The 18,220-nt window shown below is 68.3% G+C and carries 18 protein-coding genes and 1 riboswitch; of the genes, 6 read left to right on the top strand and 12 right to left on the bottom strand.

Going from position 1 to position 18,220, the window contains the following annotated elements; genetic code table 11:
- Position 1: 1 nt before the first annotated feature.
- The 3 genes from thiS to thiD are packed head-to-tail and all read right to left on the bottom strand — an operon-like array spanning position 2 to position 1,944.
- Positions 2-199: a sulfur carrier protein ThiS gene (gene thiS / locus F804_RS0105950; RefSeq protein ID WP_022706837.1), complete on the bottom strand. Its 198-nt coding sequence runs from the start codon at positions 197-199 to the stop codon at positions 2-4.
- Positions 183-1,151, bottom strand: a complete 969-nt coding sequence (locus F804_RS0105945; RefSeq protein WP_022706836.1) for an FAD-dependent oxidoreductase — start codon at positions 1,149-1,151, stop codon at positions 183-185. The genes thiS and F804_RS0105945 overlap by 17 nt, the downstream gene beginning before the upstream one ends.
- Complete coding sequence (gene thiD / locus F804_RS0105940) at positions 1,144-1,944, bottom strand: bifunctional hydroxymethylpyrimidine kinase/phosphomethylpyrimidine kinase (protein ID WP_022706835.1); 801 nt, start codon at positions 1,942-1,944, stop codon at positions 1,144-1,146. The genes F804_RS0105945 and thiD overlap by 8 nt, the downstream gene beginning before the upstream one ends.
- A gap of 51 nt (positions 1,945-1,995) precedes the next feature.
- A riboswitch (TPP riboswitch) is annotated at positions 1,996-2,098 on the bottom strand.
- Between the two features lie 212 nt (positions 2,099-2,310).
- On the opposite strand from thiD, the gene F804_RS15765 reads away from it, so the two are divergent.
- The 6 genes from F804_RS15765 to F804_RS0105910 all read left to right on the top strand — a co-directional run bounded on the left by F804_RS15765 (position 2,311) and on the right by F804_RS0105910 (position 10,014).
- Positions 2,311-4,050, top strand: coding sequence for a DEAD/DEAH box helicase (locus tag F804_RS15765; protein WP_084686470.1), 1,740 nt, complete (start codon positions 2,311-2,313; stop codon positions 4,048-4,050).
- A 222-nt stretch (positions 4,051-4,272) separates the two neighbouring features.
- A complete protein-coding gene (locus tag F804_RS0105930; protein ID WP_022706834.1) occupies positions 4,273-5,376 on the top strand; it encodes an ABC transporter ATP-binding protein in 1,104 nt (367 codons plus the stop codon).
- 83 nt (positions 5,377-5,459) lie between these two features.
- Complete coding sequence (locus F804_RS0105925) at positions 5,460-6,530, top strand: ABC transporter substrate-binding protein (RefSeq protein ID WP_022706833.1); 1,071 nt, start codon at positions 5,460-5,462, stop codon at positions 6,528-6,530.
- A gap of 93 nt (positions 6,531-6,623) precedes the next feature.
- A complete protein-coding gene (locus F804_RS0105920) occupies positions 6,624-7,706 on the top strand; it encodes an ABC transporter substrate-binding protein (protein WP_022706832.1) in 1,083 nt (360 codons plus the stop codon).
- A 52-nt stretch (positions 7,707-7,758) separates the two neighbouring features.
- Entirely contained in the window at positions 7,759-9,057 is a 1,299-nt protein-coding gene (locus tag F804_RS0105915; protein WP_022706831.1) for an ABC transporter permease, read from the top strand.
- Positions 9,058-9,060: 3 nt separating this feature from the next.
- A complete protein-coding gene (locus tag F804_RS0105910) occupies positions 9,061-10,014 on the top strand; it encodes an ABC transporter permease (protein WP_022706830.1) in 954 nt (317 codons plus the stop codon).
- Positions 10,015-10,029: 15 nt separating this feature from the next.
- Here F804_RS0105910 and F804_RS0105905 read toward each other — a convergent pair whose 3' ends face one another.
- From F804_RS0105905 to dtd, 9 genes are all read right to left on the bottom strand, one after another.
- The gene (locus tag F804_RS0105905; RefSeq protein WP_022706829.1) at positions 10,030-10,974 is read right to left on the bottom strand and encodes an AEC family transporter; all 945 of its coding nucleotides are present in this window, start codon (positions 10,972-10,974) and stop codon (positions 10,030-10,032) included.
- A complete protein-coding gene (locus F804_RS15760) occupies positions 10,971-11,789 on the bottom strand; it encodes an MBL fold metallo-hydrolase (RefSeq protein WP_022706828.1) in 819 nt (272 codons plus the stop codon). Before F804_RS15760 ends, F804_RS0105905 begins: the two co-directional genes overlap by 4 nt.
- On the bottom strand, positions 11,786-12,583 hold the full coding sequence (locus F804_RS0105895; RefSeq protein WP_022706827.1) for a TatD family hydrolase: 798 nt from the start codon (positions 12,581-12,583) through the stop codon (positions 11,786-11,788). The genes F804_RS15760 and F804_RS0105895 overlap by 4 nt, the downstream gene beginning before the upstream one ends.
- Before the next feature lie 18 nt (positions 12,584-12,601).
- Positions 12,602-13,711, bottom strand: a complete 1,110-nt coding sequence (locus F804_RS0105890; protein ID WP_022706826.1) for a DNA polymerase III subunit delta' — start codon at positions 13,709-13,711, stop codon at positions 12,602-12,604.
- On the bottom strand, positions 13,708-14,304 hold the full coding sequence (gene tmk, locus F804_RS0105885; RefSeq protein WP_022706825.1) for a dTMP kinase: 597 nt from the start codon (positions 14,302-14,304) through the stop codon (positions 13,708-13,710). The genes F804_RS0105890 and tmk overlap by 4 nt, the downstream gene beginning before the upstream one ends.
- Positions 14,304-15,449, bottom strand: a complete 1,146-nt coding sequence (locus F804_RS0105880; RefSeq protein ID WP_028725666.1) for a D-alanyl-D-alanine carboxypeptidase family protein — start codon at positions 15,447-15,449, stop codon at positions 14,304-14,306. The genes tmk and F804_RS0105880 overlap by 1 nt, the downstream gene beginning before the upstream one ends.
- Before the next feature lie 97 nt (positions 15,450-15,546).
- Positions 15,547-16,119 (bottom strand): thymidine kinase, encoded by a 573-nt coding sequence (locus F804_RS0105875; RefSeq protein WP_022706823.1) that lies wholly within the window; start codon positions 16,117-16,119, stop codon positions 15,547-15,549.
- Positions 16,120-16,200: 81 nt separating this feature from the next.
- Positions 16,201-17,430 (bottom strand): DEAD/DEAH box helicase, encoded by a 1,230-nt coding sequence (locus F804_RS15755; RefSeq protein ID WP_040595742.1) that lies wholly within the window; start codon positions 17,428-17,430, stop codon positions 16,201-16,203.
- Positions 17,431-17,768: 338 nt separating this feature from the next.
- Entirely contained in the window at positions 17,769-18,218 is a 450-nt protein-coding gene (gene dtd / locus F804_RS0105865) for a D-aminoacyl-tRNA deacylase (RefSeq protein ID WP_022706821.1), read from the bottom strand.
- Between the last annotated feature and the right edge of the window lie 2 nt (positions 18,219-18,220).

The following is an 18,220-nucleotide window of genomic DNA, read 5'->3' as shown; positions in this document are numbered from 1 at the left end:
CTCAGCCCCCCTGCATCGGGGTCAGGACCTCGATCCGGTCGCCGTCGCGCAGATCATGCGCCGCGCGCGCCGACAGCGGGACGAAATCGCCGTTCACCGCCGTCACGACGCGGGCCTCGGCCCAGCCCAGTTCCCGAAGCGCGTCCAGAAGCGTGGGGGCGGCGATGTCGTGCGGCTCTCCGTTAACCTCGATCCTCATGGACGAGTTCTCCTTTCGTGTCGTTCAGCAGAAGGTCGGCGGCCTGGCGGGCAAGGGCGGGGGCCAGAAGGAAGCCGTGCCTGAACAGGCCGTTCAGCCGCAGGATGCGGCCCTTGCGCGTCACGCGCGGGATGTTGTCGGGGTATGCGGGGCGCAGGTCGGCGCCGGTCTCGACCAGCTCGGCCTCGGCCAGGCGGGGGTCCAGCGCATAGGCGGCCGACAGCAGTTCCAGAAGCGACCGCACGTGGATGGGACCGCAAGAGGCGCTTTCCAGCTGGGTGGCCCCCAGCATCAGCCGCCCGTCGCCCCGCGGCACGACATAAAGCGGGTGTCGCGGGTGCAGCAGCCGCACGGGACGTGTCAGCGCGATCTCGGGGCTGCGGATGACGACCATCTCCCCGCGCACGCCGCGCAGGCCGGGGGCGGCCATGCCGCGCGCGTCGATGACGGTGCCCGCGATATCCTCGGGGGTGGCCTCGGCCCGTTCGACGGCCACATCGCGACGGTCAAGGTCGGCCAGCAGGTCCGCCAGCGCGGATCGCGGGTCCAGATGGGCCTCGTCCGGGAAATGCAGGCCGTCGCGGTGGTCCAGATCGGGTTCCAGCGCCCGGATGCCATCGGCGTCCAGCCGGTGCGCGCCTTGGGTCCGGCGGGCGAAGCGGTCCAGCTCGGACCGGTCGCGATGCAGCGCGACGACCAGCGTGCCGCGATGGGTGACGGTGGTGACGCGCGCCCATGCGGCGGCAGCCTCGCGCCCAAGGCGCGTCACCACGGGTTCCGCCGTCGCACCTTCGCAGTCCGGGGCCAGCATGCCGCCCGCCCACCAGGAACAGCCATGCGGCCCCGGCGAGCCGCTGCGGTCCAGCACGCGGACCCGCGCCCCACGGCGCGACAGTTCATGGGCGGCGAACAGTCCCGCGACGCCCGCGCCGATGATCGTGATCTCAGCCATGCCAGGCCGCGTGGAAATGATGCACCGGCCCGTGCCCGCCGCCGACGCCCAGCCCGTCCGCCGCGGAGATGGCACCCTGCAGATAGCCATGCGCGGCCCGGACCGCATCCGCCATGCCCTTGCCCTGCGCCAGCCCCGCCGCGATCGCGGCCGACAGTGTGCAGCCGGTGCCGTGGGTGTTGGGCGTGGCGCGGCGCGGCGCGCTGAGGCGCAGGACGCCGCCCGGGGTGATCAGAAGGTCGGGGCAGATATCGCCCGCCAGGTGCCCGCCCTTCATCAGCACCGCGCGGGCGCCAAGATCCAGCAGCGCGCGGCCCTGTTCGATCATCCCATCCTCGGATGTCGCATCGCGCGTGCCCAGCAGGCAGGCGGCCTCGGGGATGTTGGGTGTCAGCAGATCGGCGCGGGTCATCAGCCGGTCCCGCAGCGACCTGATGGCCGAGGGTCGCAGCAACGCATCCCCCGATTTCGCGATCATCACCGGATCCAGCACGACCGGCATGTCGTCGGGCAGCTCAACGGCCACGGCGTCGATGGCCTCGGCATCGCCCAGCATCCCCAGCTTGATCGCGCGCACGTCCAGATCGCCCAGCACCGCCGACATCTGGGCGCGGATCATGGCGGGACTTGCGGGCTCGACCATGCCGACGCCAAGCGTGTTCTGCGCGGTCAGTGCCGTCACCACGCTGGCACCATAGACGCCAAGCGCCGAGAAGGTCTTGAGGTCGGCCTGGATTCCCGCGCCTCCGCCGGAATCAGAGCCTGCGATGGTCAGGGCAATGGGGGTCGTCACGTCATCCTCCTGGTGGGGCGGGGGTGACGGGGGGCCTTGCGCAAGATGTGCCTGCGGGCCGGAACCGTTCCCTCCGCCGGTGCAAACCGGATCAGGTTCGATGGGTTGGCACGCAGCCTCTCAGCCCCATGACGGGGCACCCCAACGGTCATCGGGCGGACGCTAGTGCCGGGCCGGGCGCGCTTCAAGGGGAAATAATGCGGCGGGGTGCCGATGGGGCATGGACTTTGCCGCGCGCCCGCCCTAGAAGGCGCGCTTCGGTGCCGCATGTCCAAGGCGCGATGGCCCCTTGGCTTGGGGCGGATCGCAAGGGCTGGGGGTGCCACCCATCGGGGTTCGAACGTTCCCCCACAATTGGCGATTTCAATGACCGACCACAAAATTCCCGCACCGCTTGCCGCGGCGCTGGCCGAAAAGGGCTATGACAGCCTGACCTCCGTGCAGACCGCCGTCCTGGCGGATGACGCGCAGGGCCGCGACCTTCTGGTGTCCGCGCAGACCGGTTCGGGAAAGACCGTAGCCTTCGGCCTGGCCATGGGCCCCGAAGTGCTGAAGAACGACACCCTGCCCGAAGCCGCGCTGCCGCGTGCGCTGGCGATCGCGCCGACGCGCGAACTGGCGCTGCAGGTGGCGCGCGAACTCAGCTGGCTCTATGCGGGGGCGCGCATCGCGACCTGCGTGGGCGGGATGGATTACCGCAACGAACGCCGCGCGCTGCAGCAGGGCGCACAGATCGTTGTGGGCACGCCCGGCCGTCTGCGCGACCATATCGACCGCGGGGGCCTGGACCTGACCGCGCTGAAGGTCGCCGTCCTGGACGAGGCCGACGAGATGCTGGACCTCGGCTTCCGCGAGGACCTGGAGTTCATCCTGGGTGCTGCGCCCGAAAGCCGCCGCACGCTGATGTTCTCGGCCACGGTGCCGCCCGCGATCGAGGCGCTGGCCCGCGACTTCCAGAACGACGCGCTGCGCATCAGCGCCATCGGCGAATCGCGCCAGCACGGCGACATCTCCTATCGCGCGATCACGGTCAGCGGCCGCGACCGCGAACCGGCGATCTTCAACCTGCTGCGCCTGCACGAGGCCCAGACCTCGATCATCTTCTGCAAGACGCGTGCGAACGTGAACCACCTGCTGTCGCGCATGTCGAACCGCGGCTTCAAGGCCGTCGCCCTGTCGGGCGAGCTGAGCCAGCAGGAACGCAACCACGCGCTTCAGGCGCTGCGTGACGGCCGCGCCCGCGTCTGCATCGCGACCGACGTTGCCGCACGCGGCATCGACCTGCCGGGCCTGGAACTGGTGATCCACGCCGACCTGCCGACGAACCCCGAAACCATGCTGCACCGTTCGGGCCGCACGGGTCGGGCAGGGGCCAAGGGCGTGTCCGCCCTGATCGTGCCCGTGTCGGAACAGTCGCGAGCGCAGCGCCTGCTGCAGCGTGCCCGCGTCGTCGCGGAATGGGGCCCCGCGCCCACCGCCGAAGAGGTCGAGGCCCGCGACGAGGCCCGCCTCCTGGACAGCCCCGCGCTGAACGATCCGATCGGCGACGATGCCGCGCATATCGCCAACCTGATGGAACGCTTCACCCCCGAGGCGCTGGCCGCCGGCATCCTGCGCCTGTGGCGCGAGGGCCGTCCGGCCCCCGAAGAGGTGACGCCGGTCCAGCCGCGCAATTCCTCGGACCCGCGCGCACCCCGCGAACCGCGCGAGCCGCGCCCCGCGCGCGAGATCGGGCCCTCGGTCTGGTTCCGCCTGACGGTCGGCCATACCGGCCGTGCCGAGCCGCGCTGGCTGCTGCCCAAGATCTGCGATGCCGGCGGGATCGGCCGTGAATCCATCGGTGCCATCCGCATCCGTCAGGACGACAGCTATGTCCAGATCGCGGCCAAGGACGCCAAGCGCTTTGGCGAGGCATCCGAGCTGACCGACGAGATCACGATGCTGCGGATGGAGGGCGAGCCCGACCTGAGCCCCGAGGCGCGCCGCGCACCGGGTGGCAAGCCCGCGAAATTCCAGCGGCCGAACAGCCGACCGGGCCCGGGCAAGGACGGCCCCCGCCGCGAGGGCAAGAAGCCCCATCGCAAGGGCCCGAAGAAAGCCTGGTAAGCCGCTGCTTCGACGATGAAAAAAACCGCTGCCCGTTCTTCGGGCGGCGGTTTGCCTTTTCTGGGGCAGCGAAAGATTTCGCCCGCCCTCATGCCGGATCGGGGGATGCAAGACCCCCGTGCCGTGGCGCAACCATGTCGCAAATAATGTTGCCAGCTTGGCCGGGGGGCGCTTAACCTCCGACTGCGCTGAACGACAAACCGACAACAGGGAGAGCGCCTATTGCTGGACAACCGTAGTGGCGACGCATTCGTCGCCTTCGAGCATGTGCAGAAAAGCTATGACGGTCAGACACTTGTCGTGAAGGATCTGAACCTTGCAATCGGCAAGGGCGAATTCCTGACCATGCTGGGGCCGTCCGGGTCCGGCAAGACCACCTGCCTGATGATGCTTGCGGGCTTCGAGACCGCGACCCATGGCGACATCCGGCTGGACGGGCGGCCGATCAACCAGGTGCCCCCGCACAAGCGCGGCATCGGCATGGTGTTCCAGAACTATGCCCTGTTCCCCCACATGACCGTGGGCGAGAACCTGTCCTTTCCGCTGGAAGTGCGCGGCATGACCAAGGCCGAGCGCGAGGACCGCATCAAGCGCGCGCTGGACATGGTGCAGATGGGCAGCTTTGCCAGCCGTCGCCCCGCGCAGCTTTCGGGTGGCCAGCAGCAGCGCATCGCCCTGGCGCGGGCGCTGGTCTTCGATCCCGAACTGGTTCTGATGGACGAACCCCTGGGCGCGTTGGACAAGCAGCTGCGCGAACATATGCAGTTCGAGATCAAGCAGTTGCACGAGGATCTTGGAATCACCGTCGTCTATGTGACCCATGACCAGGGCGAGGCGCTGACCATGTCGGACCGCATCGCCGTCTTCAATGACGGGCGGATCCAGCAGCTTGCCCCGCCTGCGCAGCTGTACGAGGCCCCCGAGAACAGCTTCGTCGCGGGCTTCATCGGCGAGAACAACGCCCTTGCCGGCGTGATCGAGGATCTTCAGGGCGACAAGGCGCTGGTGCGTCTGGACGGCGGCGGGCTGATCGACGCCACCGCCGTGAACATCCGCGAGAAGGGTCAGCGCACGACCGTCTCGATCCGCCCCGAGCGTGTCGAGTTCAAGCCCGAGATGATGCCCCCCGGCGCCCATACGATCGAGGCGCGGGTCATGGATGTCGTCTATATGGGCGACATCCTGCGCGCCCGCCTGTCGGTCGCGGGCAGCGACAATTTCGTCATGAAGATGCGCAACACCATCGGACAGACGCGGCTGGAGGCCGGTCAGCAGATCCGCATCGGATGGCATCCCCAGGACGCCCGCGCGCTGGACCCGGTCTGAGCGCGCGCCGGCCCGCCGCCCCCAATGGCGGCCAAGAACGACGGCCAACATCGCCGCATCAACCATGTTCGGGAGTTTTTTCGATGAAGCGTATTCTGATGCTCGGCACCGCGATCGGCATGACCGCCGCGCCTGCCATGGCCGAGGTCAACCTGCTGTCCTGGGGCGGCGCCTATGGCAACAGCCATCTCGAGGCCTATGCCAAGCCCTTCATGGCCGAGACCGGGACCGAGGTCGTCATGTCCGACGCCGACAATCCCGCGACGCCGATCAAGGCGCAGGTCGAGGCAGGCAACGTCTCGATCGACGTGGCGTCGGTCGAATATGCCGATGCCGTGCGCCTGTGCGACGAGGGGCTGGTCGAGCCGATCGACCCCGCGATCCTGAAGGCCGCCGAGGATGGCACCGCCGCGATGGACGATTTCATCGATGGCGCGGTGACCGAATGCTTCGTGGGCACGGATGTCTACTCGATGGTGCTGGCGTTCAACGACGAGGCCTTCGCGGATGCCAAGCCCGCGACGCCCGCCGATTTCTTCGACACCGAGGGCTTCCCCGGCAAGCGCACCATGCGCAAGGGCGCCAAGTTCAACCTGGAACTGGCGCTGATGGCCGACGGCGTTCCCGCCGACGAGGTCTATGATACGCTGGCCACCGACGAGGGCGTGGCGCGCGCCTTCGCCAAGCTGGACACCATCAAGGACGACGTCATCTGGTGGGAGGCAGGCGCCCAGCCGCCGCAGCTTCTGGCGGACGGAGAGGTCAGCATGGCCTATGCCTTCAACGGGCGCATCTTCAACGCCGCGCAGGCCGACGGTCAGCCGTTCGAGATCATCTGGGACGGCCAGATCTTCGAGATGGAGGGCTGGGTGATCCCCGCCGGTGCCCCCAACCTCGAGGATGCGCTGGAATTCGTCGCCTGGACCACGGCGCCCGCGCCGCAGGCCCGCGCGGCCGAGTTCATCAGCTATGGCCCGCCGCGCCGTTCGGCCGCCGCGATGGTCGGCAATATCGAGGGCACCGACCAGCCGATGGGCCCCCATCTGCCGACGACCGATGCGAACATGACCAATGCGCTCGGATCCGACCTGGAGTTCTGGGTCGATCACGACGCCGAGCTGAACGAACGCTTCAACGCCTGGCTGGCAGGCTGACGCGAACGACCGGGCGGGGCGCACCCGCCCGGCACCACGCCCCGAACGGGGCTGATGACAGGGCGCGACAGACGCCCGAACCAACTGGGAGAAATGCACGTGAAATCGACGCTTATCCTGTCCACCGCCCTTGCGGGCATGGCCTTTCCCGCGACCGCGCAAGAGGTCAACGTCGTCTCGTGGGGTGGTGCCTATGAGAAAAGCCAGGTCGAGGCCTATAACAAGCCCTTCGCCGAGGAGACGGGCGTCAAGGTCAACATGATCGCCGCCGACAACCCCGCCACGCCCCTCAAGGCGCAGGTCGAGGCCGGCAACGTCACCGGCGACGTCTTCGACATCGAGGTCAGCGACGCGATCCGCCTCTGCGACGAGGGCGCGCTGGTCGAGATCGACCCTGCAAGCCTGCCCGCCGCACCCGACGGCACCGCCGCGACCGAGGACTTCGTGGATGGCGCGCTGCTGGATTGCGCGGTCGCGAACATCGTCTGGGGGACGGTCATTTCCTACAACACGACCAAGTTCGAGGGCGACGCCCCGACCAGCGCGGTCGATTTCTTCGACACCGAGACCTTCCCGGGCAAACGCGGCCTGCCGAAGAACCCCAAGCGCACGCTGTACCTGGCGCTGATCGCGGACGGGGTCGCCGCTGCCGACGTCTATGACGAGCTGGGCAGCGACGAGGGTGTGGAACGCGCCTTCGCCAAGCTGGACACGATCAAGGACGACGTCGTCTGGTGGGAAGCGGGCGCCCAGCCCGTGCAGCTTCTGGCCGACGGAGAGGTCAGCATGACGACCGTCTATAACGGCCGCATCTTCGACGCGATGGTCGCCGAGGGCCAGCCCTTCGAGGTGATCTGGGACGGGCAGTACATGGACATGGACATGTTCGTGATCCCGAAGGGCGCGCCCAATCCCGAAGCCGCGATGGACTATCTGAAATTCGCGACCGACACGCAGCGGCTGGCGGACCAGGCGAAATACATCGCCTATGGCCCGGCGCGCAAATCCTCGGCCGACCTGGTGGGGCTGTACCAGGACGGAGAGACCGAGATGGCGCCCCACATGCCGACCAGCCCCGAGGCGCTGGAGAATGCCGTCATGGACGACCCGGAATTCTGGGCCGACCACGATGCCGAGCTGAGCGAGCGCTTCAACGCCTGGCTGGCTGCTTCCTGACCACGATGGCCGCCGCGCAAGGACGCGGCGGCCGACCAATTTCGGGGACGACATGGCGAACGCAGCCCTTGATCCACATGCAGCCATCGCCACGACGGCATCGGGCGCGCCCGCAAGGCTGACCACGGCGGATGGCAAGCCGCTTGCGCGCGCGCTGGCACGCAGCCAGTCCAAGGCAAGGCGTCGCGCCTTCCTTCTGGTCGCGCCGCTTCTGGCCTTCATCCTGATCACCTTCGTGGTGCCGATCGGGCAGATGCTGCAACGCTCTTTCCACAATGACGGCTTCTCGGCAAACATGCCGCAGGTCTCGGCCTGGTTCGCCGAAACCCCTGCGGGCACCGTACCGGACGATGCGGCATGGGCCGCGCTGGCCGCCGACCTGACCGCCAGCGCCGAGGCGCGCAGCATCGGCGTGGTCGGCACGCGCATCAATTACGACATGGCGGGGACGCGGTCGCTGTTCACCTCGACCGGGCGCAAGGTCCGCCGCGGGATCGAGCCGCCCTATCGCGAGGCCCTGCTGGAGATCGACGAGGAATGGGGCGATCCGCAGCTGTGGTCGGTGATGCGCAGCGCCTCGACGGCGGTCACGTCCAACTTCTACCTCGCCTCGGTCGATCGCACCCGCAACGAGATGGGCGAGATCGTGCAGGTCCCCGAGAACCGCCGCATCTACCTGACGCTGTTCTGGCGGACCTTCTGGCTGTCGGGGCTGATCACGGCGCTGACCTTCGTGCTGGGCTTTCCGATCGCGCATCTGCTGGCGACGCTGCCCATGCGCAAGTCGAACCTGCTGATGATCCTGGTTCTGCTGCCCTTCTGGACCTCGCTTCTGGTCAGGACGACCAGCTGGATGGTGCTGCTGCAGCAGCAGGGGGTGATCAACGACATCCTCGTGTGGCTGGGCATCATCGGGGACGGGCAGAGGCTACAGATGATCTACAACCAGACGGGCACGATCATCGCGATGACGCATATCCTGCTGCCCTTCATGATCCTGCCGCTGTATTCCGTGATGCGGACGATCAACCCGTCCTATGTCCGGGCGGCGCGCAGCCTTGGCGCGACCAGCTGGACGGCGTTCCGTCGGGTCTATTTCCCGCAGACGCTGCCTGGGCTGGGGGCGGGGGCGATGCTCGTCTTCATCCTTGCGGTCGGCTACTACATCACGCCCGCGCTGGTCGGCGGATCGTCGGGGCAGCTGATTTCCAACATGATCGCGATGCACATGACCGACACGCTGAACTGGTCGATGGCGGCGGCGCTGGCCGCGCTGCTTCTGGGCGCGGTCCTCGTGCTCTATTGGCTGTACGACCGGCTGGTCGGCGTCGACAACCTGAAGCTGGGATAGAAGATGGCAGTTCCGACCTATGCAAGCCCGCTCGAACGTATCTGGCACTATGCCTATATCGCGATCTGCGCGGCGATCTTCTTCTTCCTGATCGCGCCGATCGTGGTCATCATCCCGCTGTCCTTCAACGCCGAGCCCTATTTCACCTTCACCGACAAGATGCTGAGCTTCGACCCCGAAGGCTACAGCATGCGCTGGTACGACAGCCTGCTGACCTTCGGGATGACCGCGCCCGACGGGCCGCGCGACCTGTCCTGGTGGGGCGATGCATGGGCGAATGCGAAATGGGTGCAGGCGGCCAAGAACTCGATCATCATCGGGATCTTCTCGACCATCCTGGCGACGGTGCTGGGCACGTTGGCCGCGCTTGGCCTGTCGCGCCCGGAAATGCCGTTCCGGCGGGCGATCATGGCGATCCTGATCTCGCCCATGATCGTGCCGCTGATCATCACGGCGACGGGGATGTTCTTTTTCTACTCGAACCCGTGCGAGCTGCTGACCCTGTTCGGTCTGGACCCGCAATGCGGGCGCCTGGCCGGCACCTATCTGGGGGTGATCTTCGCGCATGTGACGCTTGGGATTCCCTTCGTCATCATCACGGTGACGGCGACGCTGGTGGGGTTCGACCAGTCGCTGAACCGGGCGGCTGCATCGCTTGGGGCCAGCCCGCGGCGGACCTTCTTCAAGGTGACGATGCCGCTGATCCTGCCGGGCGTGATCTCAGGGGCGCTGTTCGCCTTCGTGACGTCCTTCGACGAGGTCGTGGCCGTCCTGTTCATCGCCGGACCCGATCAGCAGACCATCCCGCGCCAGATGTGGAACGGGATCCGCGAACAGATCAGCCCTGCGATCCTTGCGGTCGCGACCCTGCTGGTGGTGTTCTCGATCGCGCTGCTGACCACGGTAGAGCTGCTGCGCCGCAGGTCCGAACGCATCCGGGGCGTGACCCCGCACTGAAACGGGGGCTGGCGGTCAGGGCAGGATCGCCAGCCACATCCAGATCGTCAGGATCGACGCGGCCGTGGCGACCAGAACCGTCGATGCCGCCACGCGCTTGGCCACCCCGTAGATGTTGGCGAACAGATAGGCGTTGACCCCCGGCGACATCGCCGCCGTCAGCACCGCCGACCGCATCCCCGACACGTCCAGCGCGAACAGATGCGCCAGCCCGAAGGCGATGGCCGGATGCAGGATCAGGCTGGCCGCGCAGCACATCGCGATGGTCGCCATGTCACCCTCGGGGCGATAGCGGTGCAGGATGCCGCCCAGCCCGAACAGGGCCGCGGGCAGGGCGGCGCGTGCGATCATGTCCACCCCGTCCCAGAAGCCCTGCGGCATGGTCAGCCCCGCCTGGATCAGCAGGTTCATCGCAAGCCCCGCCATGATGCCGATCACCATCGGCGTGCGCAGGACGCCGCTGACGGCGCGCAGCGCGACGCGCCCGACCGACAGGTCCTGTCCACGCGCGCGTGTGAACTCCATCACGGTGATCCCGAAGGTGTACAGCAGCGGCGAGTGGATCGAGATGATCGCCCAGTTCCCGGTCAGCGCATCGGGACCATAGGCGCGTTCCGTGATCGGCACCCCCAGCAGCAGCGAGTTCGAGAACAGGCAGACGAAGCCGATCGCGACGCTGTCCATCGCGGGCCGCCCGAACAGGTATCGCGCCCCCGCCCATGCGACGCCGAAGCTGGCGAATGCGCCCACGTAGAAGGGCAGCAGCAGCGGCAGGCGGAACTCGGACCCGATATCCAGCCGCGCCATCGACGCGAACAGCAGCGACGGCACGGCATAGTTCTGGGCGAAGGTCATCAGCCCGTCGACCGCGCTCTCCTTGAACCATCCGATCCTTGCCACCGTATAGCCGAAGCCGACCACCAGGAAGACGGGAAGGATGATCGTGAAGAGTGCGCTCATAATGCGGGGGCCAGTTCCGGTGTGTCGCCGTGGGTTTCGATGACCATGCCGTCGAAGGCCGGTATCACGTGGTCGGGGGTGGATGCCGCGACGCTCGCATAATCCATGTCGATATGCATGTTCGTCAGCACGGCCTGGCGGTTGCGGGCACGCGCGATCCATTCCAGCGCAAGGTCCAGATGGGCGTGGCTGGGATGGGGCTCGTGGCGCAGCGCGTCGATGACGAAGACGGGCGCATCCTCGATCAGCGGCCAGGCCGCGTCGGGGATGGCCGAGACATCGGGCAGATAGACGATCCCCCCGACCCGAAACCCGAGCGCGGTGATGTCGCCGTGCTGCACGCGGAACGGGATCAGCGTGACGGGCCCGCCGGGGCCATCGATGGTGACGGCACGCTCGATCAGGTTCAGTTCGCAGATGGGGGGGTACTGGCTGCCCTCGGGGGTTTCGAAGACATAGCCGAAGCGTTCGACCAGCGCGTCGGCGGTCGGGCGGTCGGCCCAGACGGGCAGGATGCGCCGGGCGTTGTAGACCAGCTGCCGCAGGTCGTCGATGCCGTGGCAGTGATCGGCATGGGCATGGGTGAAGACCACCGCGTCCAGCGTCGCCACATCGGCGTCCAGCAGCTGCGGCACAAGGTCGGGGCCGGTATCGATCAGCACCTGGGTCGTGCCGTCGGGGCCCTCACGCTCGATCAGCATGGAACAGCGGCGGCGGCGGTTCCTTGGTTCGGACGGGTCGCAGGCGCCCCAACGGTTTCCCAGCCGCGGCACGCCGCCCGACGATCCGCATCCGAGGATCGTCGCCCGGATCACGATGCGGCCTTCGCGAACAGCCGGTCGAAATTCGCGGTCGTCCGGGCCGCGAACTCGGCATAGTCCAGCCCGAACACCTCGGCCCCCACGGCGGCGGTCTTGGCGACATAGGCGGGCTCGTTCCGCTTGCCGCGATGGGGGGGCGGCGCAAGATAGGGGCTGTCGGTTTCCACCAGGATGCGGTCGATGGGGGCGGCGGCGAAGATGTCCCGCAGGTCCCTGGACCGCGGGAAGGCCGCGATCCCCGACATCGACAGGTAGAAGCCCAGATCCAGCGCCGCATGGGCCAGGTCGGCCGAGGAACTGAAGCAGTGCATCACGCAGCCATATGCGCCTGCGCGGTGTTCCTCGGTCAAGATGCGGGCCATGTCGTCATCGGCGTCGCGGGCATGGATGATCAGCGGCAGCCCGGTCCGGCGCGCGGCCTCGATATGGATGCGCAGGCTTTCCTGCTGCGCGCCCGCGCTTTCGGCGGTGTAGTGGTAATCGAGGCCCGTTTCCCCGATGCCCACGAATTTCGGGTGCTGGGCCAGTGCGACCAGCTGGTCGACCGTCGTCATGGGTTCATCCGCGACGCTCATGGGGTGGGTGCCGGCGGCATAGAAGACGCCCTCATGCGCCTCGGCCAGGGCGCGGACCTGCGGTTCAAGGCGCAGCTTCGTGCAGATCGTCACCATCCGCGTGACGCCCGCCGCGCGTGCGCGGTCCAGCAGGGCATCGTGTTCGCCGTCGAAATCCGGAAAATCGAGATGGCAGTGGCTGTCGACGATGGGGGCCGGGGCCGTATCCTGCATGGGCTGTCCCTTCTGGTCTTACGGATGGGGCGGGGCGGATTGGGCGGGCGGCAGTTGCGCAAGCTCCAGCACCATATCCATGACCAGCGCGGCAGGGTCAAGGTTGACCGCCCGACCCGCGCGCGCCCGCGCCGACAGCCGCGCCTGCGCATCGGCCCAGGCCCGCGCGGCCATGTCGTCGGGCGACAGCCATGCCATCAGCGCGCCTTCGCCCCGCGCGGCCTGGGGCAGGGGCGCGCCCATCAGCCCCGCACGCGCCAGCCGCGTCAGGAAGCGGTCGATCACCGTGATCGTCAGGTCGAACGGATCGCCCGTCGCCGTCGCGCGTCCCGCCGCGCCATCCGCGAATTTCGCGGCGGCCAGCCTGTCCATGCGCGGAAGCGAGGCGAAGAGGTCCACCAGCGCCTGGTATCGGTCCAGCCCGTCCTGACCCGCAAGGCGCAGCGCCTCGCCCACGGATCCGTCGGACAGGGCCGACAGGGCCTCGGCATCCTCGTCGATGCCCATGTCGGCCAGGATGTTGCCCATCTGGCCGGGGTTCAGCGATTGCAGCCGCAGCGTCCGGCAGCGCGACCGGATCGTGGGCAGCAGGCCCGCAGGCTGATGCGCGATGATCAGGATGACCGCATCGGCGGGCGGTTCCTCGAGCACCTTCAGAAGCGCGTTCGCGGCCTGGACGTTCATGTCGTCGGCGGCGTCGATGATCGCGACGCGGCGGCCGCCCTCGGCGGATGAGAGGTGGAAGAAGGACAGCAGCTTGCGGATCTCGTCCACGGTGATCTGCGCGGACAGGCGGCCCGCCTTGTCGTCCCAGGGCCTGCGGATCAGTTGCAGGCGCGGCTCGGCAAGCGAGGCGATGCGCCGGATCTCGGGGCTGTCGGGATCGGTCCGCAGGCCGGGATCAGTCGCGCCCGAGATCAGCCAGCGCGCCATCGCCCAGGCCAGCGTCGCCTTGCCCACGCCGCGCGGGCCGGTCAGCATCCAGGCGTGATGCAGGCGGTCCGACAGCGCGGCCTCGGTGAAGGACGCGATCGCGGCGTCGTGGCCCAGCACGCGCGGTGCGTGGCGGGGATGAGGGGCGCCGGGAACGCGGTCGGCCTCGGGGATATCCGCGATCTCGGTCTTCACAGCGCCTGCCTGACGCGGGCCGCGACCTGTTCAGGGGTGCCGCGACCGTCGATCAGGCGCACGCGGTCGGGATATTCGGCGGCCAGCGCGCGAAAGCCCTGCGCAAGACGCTGCTGGAATTCCAGGCCCAGGCTCTCGAACCGGTCCTCGTGGCCGCCGCGGGCCTGGCCGCGCGCAAGGCCGGTCTCGGGGTCGATGTCGATGACGAAGGTGCGCGTGGGCTCGGTTCCGATCATCAGGCCGTGAAGCTGATCGACCAGCACTCGCAGATCGCCGCGCGCCGCGCCCTGATAGACACGCGTGCTGTCGGCAAAGCGGTCGGTGACCACCGTGCGGCCCGCATCCAGCGCGGGGCGGATCAGCCGTTCCATGTGATCGCGCCGGGCCGCGGTGAACAGCAGGCACTCGGTCTCGGGGGACCAGCGTTCGCCGGTACCCTCGACCAGAAGGCGGCGGATCTCCTCGGCGCCGGGGCTGCCGCCGGGTTCGCGGGTCAGGACGACCTCGCGACCCTCGGCGGTCAGCGCATCGGCCAGAAGGCGCGATTGCGTGCTCTTGCCGCAGCCGTCGATGCCCTCGAAGCTGATCAGCATCAGCCGGTGACGGCGTCGATGGCGCGCTGGCCCAGCTGCATCACCGCGCCCTTCAGCCGCCCGAGGAAGCCCGCCTCGGGGACATCGGCGGTCGCGACCAGCGGGGTCACGGTGTCGCGCGTGCCGGGGATGGTCACGACCAGCTCGCCCAGCTTGTCGCCCTTGGCGATGGGCGCGGGCAGGGGGCTGTCATAGATGACCTGCACGTCCACCTGGTCCTGCGCGCCCGCCGGAACCAGCACGTTCACCCCGTTCTGCGTGGTCAGCCCGACGGTGTTCGCGGTGCCCAGCCAGACGGGGGCATCGACTACCGTCTCGCCCGCGGGAACGAGGTTGCGCATGGTGAACTGGCGGAAGGCCCACTGGGTGATGCGCTCGGCCTCTTCGGCGCGGGCGTCCTCGGTATCCAGACCGCTGATGACGAAGATCACGCGGCGGTCGTCCTGCTTGGCCGAGCCGACCAGGCCATAGCCCGCCTCCTGCGTGTGGCCGGTCTTGAGGCCGTCGGCCCCGATCCCCAGCCGCAGCAGCGGGTTGCGGTTGAAGCGGTTCGCGGGCGCACGGTCGTCGAAGCGGTACTCGGCCAGGCCGAAATACTGGTAGTATTGCGGGAACTTCTCGACCAGCAGGCGCGCAAGGCGGCCCAGATCCTCGGCCGACATGCGGTGTTCGGGGTTCGGCCAGCCGGTCGCGTTGCGGAAGGACGAATTCTCCAGCCCGATCTCTCGGCCACGCTCGGTCATCTGCCGGGCGAATGCCTCCTCGGTTCCGGCCAGCCCTTCGGCCACGACCACGCAGGCATCGTTGCCCGACAGCACGATGATGCCCTTGATCAGCTGTTCGACCGTGGGGCGATCCAGTTCGTTCAGGAACATGGTCGATCCGCCCATCTGCCGCGCGCGGGTCGAGACGGGCAGCTGGGTGTCCAGCTGGACGCGGCCTTCCTCGATCGCCTCGAACAGCATGTACAGCGTCATCAGCTTGGACATCGAGGCGGGGGGAATCGACGCCTCGGCGTTCTTTTCCATCAGAACGGTGCCGGTCTGGACGTCATAGACCCAGGCGGCCTTGGCGTTCGTATCGAAGGCCTGCGCGGAGGTCGCCAAGCCCAATACGGCCGCGCCCAGAAGCAGGAATGCGCGCATCTTCATGTCCCTTTGCCTGTTTGGGCGTGATGGTTACATCAGACCCCGCCGCGCCGCAACGCGGGGCAGGGCCGTGACGCACAGATTTGATCGGGTTTCAGTCGCCCACGGCCTCTCGCCAGTGCCTGCGGCAGAGCGAGACATAGGTCTCGTTCCCGCCGACCTGCACCTGCGCGCCTTCCGTGATGGCACGGCCCTGGCCGTCCTTGCGCACGACCATCGTGGCCTTGCGCCCGCAATGGCAGATGGTGCGCACCTCGCGCATGTCGTCGGCCAGGGCCAGAAGCGCCGCGGATCCGGGGAACAGCTCGCCCCGGAAATCGACGCGCAGGCCATAGCACATGACGGGGATGCCCAGATCGTCGGCCACGCGGGCCAGCTGCCAGACCTGTTCGCGGGTCAGGAACTGGGCCTCATCCACGAAGATGCAGGCGCAGCCCGTGCCCTGATCCGCGATCAGCGCGAACAGGTCGTCGGACTGGCCGAAGACGGTGGCGTCCGCCCCGATGCCGATGCGGCTGGCGATGCGCCCCGCGCCCGCGCGATCGTCCAGCGCCGCCGTCAGCAGCAGCGTCGCCATCCCGCGTTCGCGATAGTTGTAGGATGCCTGCAGCAGCAAGGTGCTCTTGCCGGCATTCATCGTGGAATAGTTGAAATAGAGCTTCGCCATGGCGCCAGCAGATAGCCGCGCCGCGCGCCCATCTCAAGCGAAAGCCGCGGCGAGGGTGTCGCCGCGGCCTTGCCTGTCACATCAGCGCTTGGGGCCGTTGCCCGGACGGCGCGTGGGGCGCTTGTTGCCGCCCTGCGGGGGGCGGTTGCCGCCACCGCCGCCACCGCGACCGCCGCGCTTCGGCTCGGACGGGGGCGGGGTCCAGGGATGACCGCCGATCACGTTGATCTGGGTCTTCATCGCCTTCTCGATGGCGCGCAGTTCGCCCATCTCGGCCGGGGCGCAGAAGGCCACGGCGCGACCGTCGCGGCCCGCGCGGCCCGTCCGCCCGATGCGGTGGACATAGTTCTCGGGAACGTTGGGCAGGTCGTAGTTGTAGACATGGGCGACCTGCGGGATGTCCAGACCGCGCGCGGCCACGTCGGTCGCGACCAGCACATGCGTCTCGCCCGCGCGGAAGGAGGCAAGCGCGCGTTCACGCTGGCCCTGCGACTTGTTGCCGTGGATCGCGGCGACCTTGAAGCCCCACTTGTCCAGCAGTTTGGCCAGCTTCTCGCAGCCGTGCTTGGTGCGGCCGAAGACCATCGCCAGCTCGCCCACATGCTTGGACATGTATTCCGACAGCAGCGTGGCCTTGTCGCCCTGCGGCGTGAAGTGGACGCCCTGCTCGATCTTCTTGGCGGCCTGGCCCGGCGGGTTGACGGCGACCTTGACCGGATCGGTCAGATAGGTGTCCGACAGCTCCTGCATCAGCTTCGGCATCGTGGCCGAGAACATCAGCGTCTGGCGTTCGCGCGGCAGCATCTTGGCGATCTTGCGCAGGGTATGGATGAAGCCGATGTCCAGCATCTGGTCGGCCTCGTCTAGCACCAGGTAGGTGGTGGCCGACAGGTCGATCGCGCGACGCTCGATCAGGTCCATCAGGCGGCCCGGCGTGGCGATCAGCACGTCAACGCCGCGCGACATGCGCTCGGTCTGGACGTTGATCGAGGCGCCGCCGACGACGCGGAAGCTGCGGATCGGCGTGCCTTCGGCATAGGCGTCGATATTCGCGGCGATCTGGGTGGCCAGTTCGCGCGTCGGCGCCAGGATCAGCGCGCGGCAGGTCTTCGGGTCGGGCTTCTTGCCGAACTTGATCAGGCGGGTCAGCATCGGAAGGCCGAAGGCCGCCGTCTTGCCAGTCCCGGTCTGGGCAAGGCCCAGCACGTCGCGACCCTCGACCACGTGGGGGATGCCCTGGGTCTGGATCGGCGTGGGCTTCGTCAGGCCCATGGCGGTGATGTTGGCGTTGATGCGGGCGTCGATGCCCATGTCGAAGAAGGGCCCTTCGGACAGGGGCGGGCGCGACGGCGCGCGGCGGCCTTCGTTCGCGGCGGGTGCATCGACGGGCTTGCCGCGGCGGGGGCGGCGGAAATCGGGCTTGTTCATAGGTCTCTTTCTCGCCCGGGCCCCCTCGAACAAGGCACGGGTGCGGGGCCGCGTCGTCATGCGGCATGTGGCAAGGTGCGGGCGAAATACGAGGGTCCCGCAAGCCTCCCCGCGTGATGGGAAACCGGAAGATCGTGTCGGGACCGGGCAGGAGACCTGCGGCTGCTCACGCGGCAGCGGGGCCAGACAAGCCGTTCAGATGGGGCAGGACGCGCCCGAAGTCAAGCGCGGTCGGCGCTGTCCATCATGATCGTGACCGGACCGTCGTTCAGCAGGCGCACCTTCATGTCGGCCCCGAAGATGCCGGTTTCGACATGGATCTGCTGGTCGCGCATCGCCTGCACGAACCCCTGGTAACGGTCGCGCCCCTCGTCGGGCGGCGCCGCCTGAGAGAAGCCGGGGCGGTTCCCGCTGCGCGTATCGGCGGCCAGCGTGAACTGGCTGACGACCAGCGCCTGCCCGCCGACATCCAGAAGCGAGCGGTTCATCCGGTCCTGGTCGTCGCGGAAGATGCGCAGCTTGGCGATGCGGGCGGCCAGCTTGGGGGCGGCGGTGTCGTCGTCGCCGCGCATGGCGCAGACCAGCACCAGCAGGCCCGGCCCGATGCGGCCGACGACCTGACCCCCGACCTCGACCGAGGCTTCGGAAACGCGCTGGATCAGTGCCTTCATGC

It is taken from the genome of Paracoccus zeaxanthinifaciens ATCC 21588, assembly GCF_000420145.1.
GTDB lineage: Bacteria > Pseudomonadota > Alphaproteobacteria > Rhodobacterales > Rhodobacteraceae > Paracoccus > Paracoccus zeaxanthinifaciens.
Note: the sequence above shows the minus strand (reverse complement) of the source record. Positions and strands in the feature narration are given on the sequence as shown.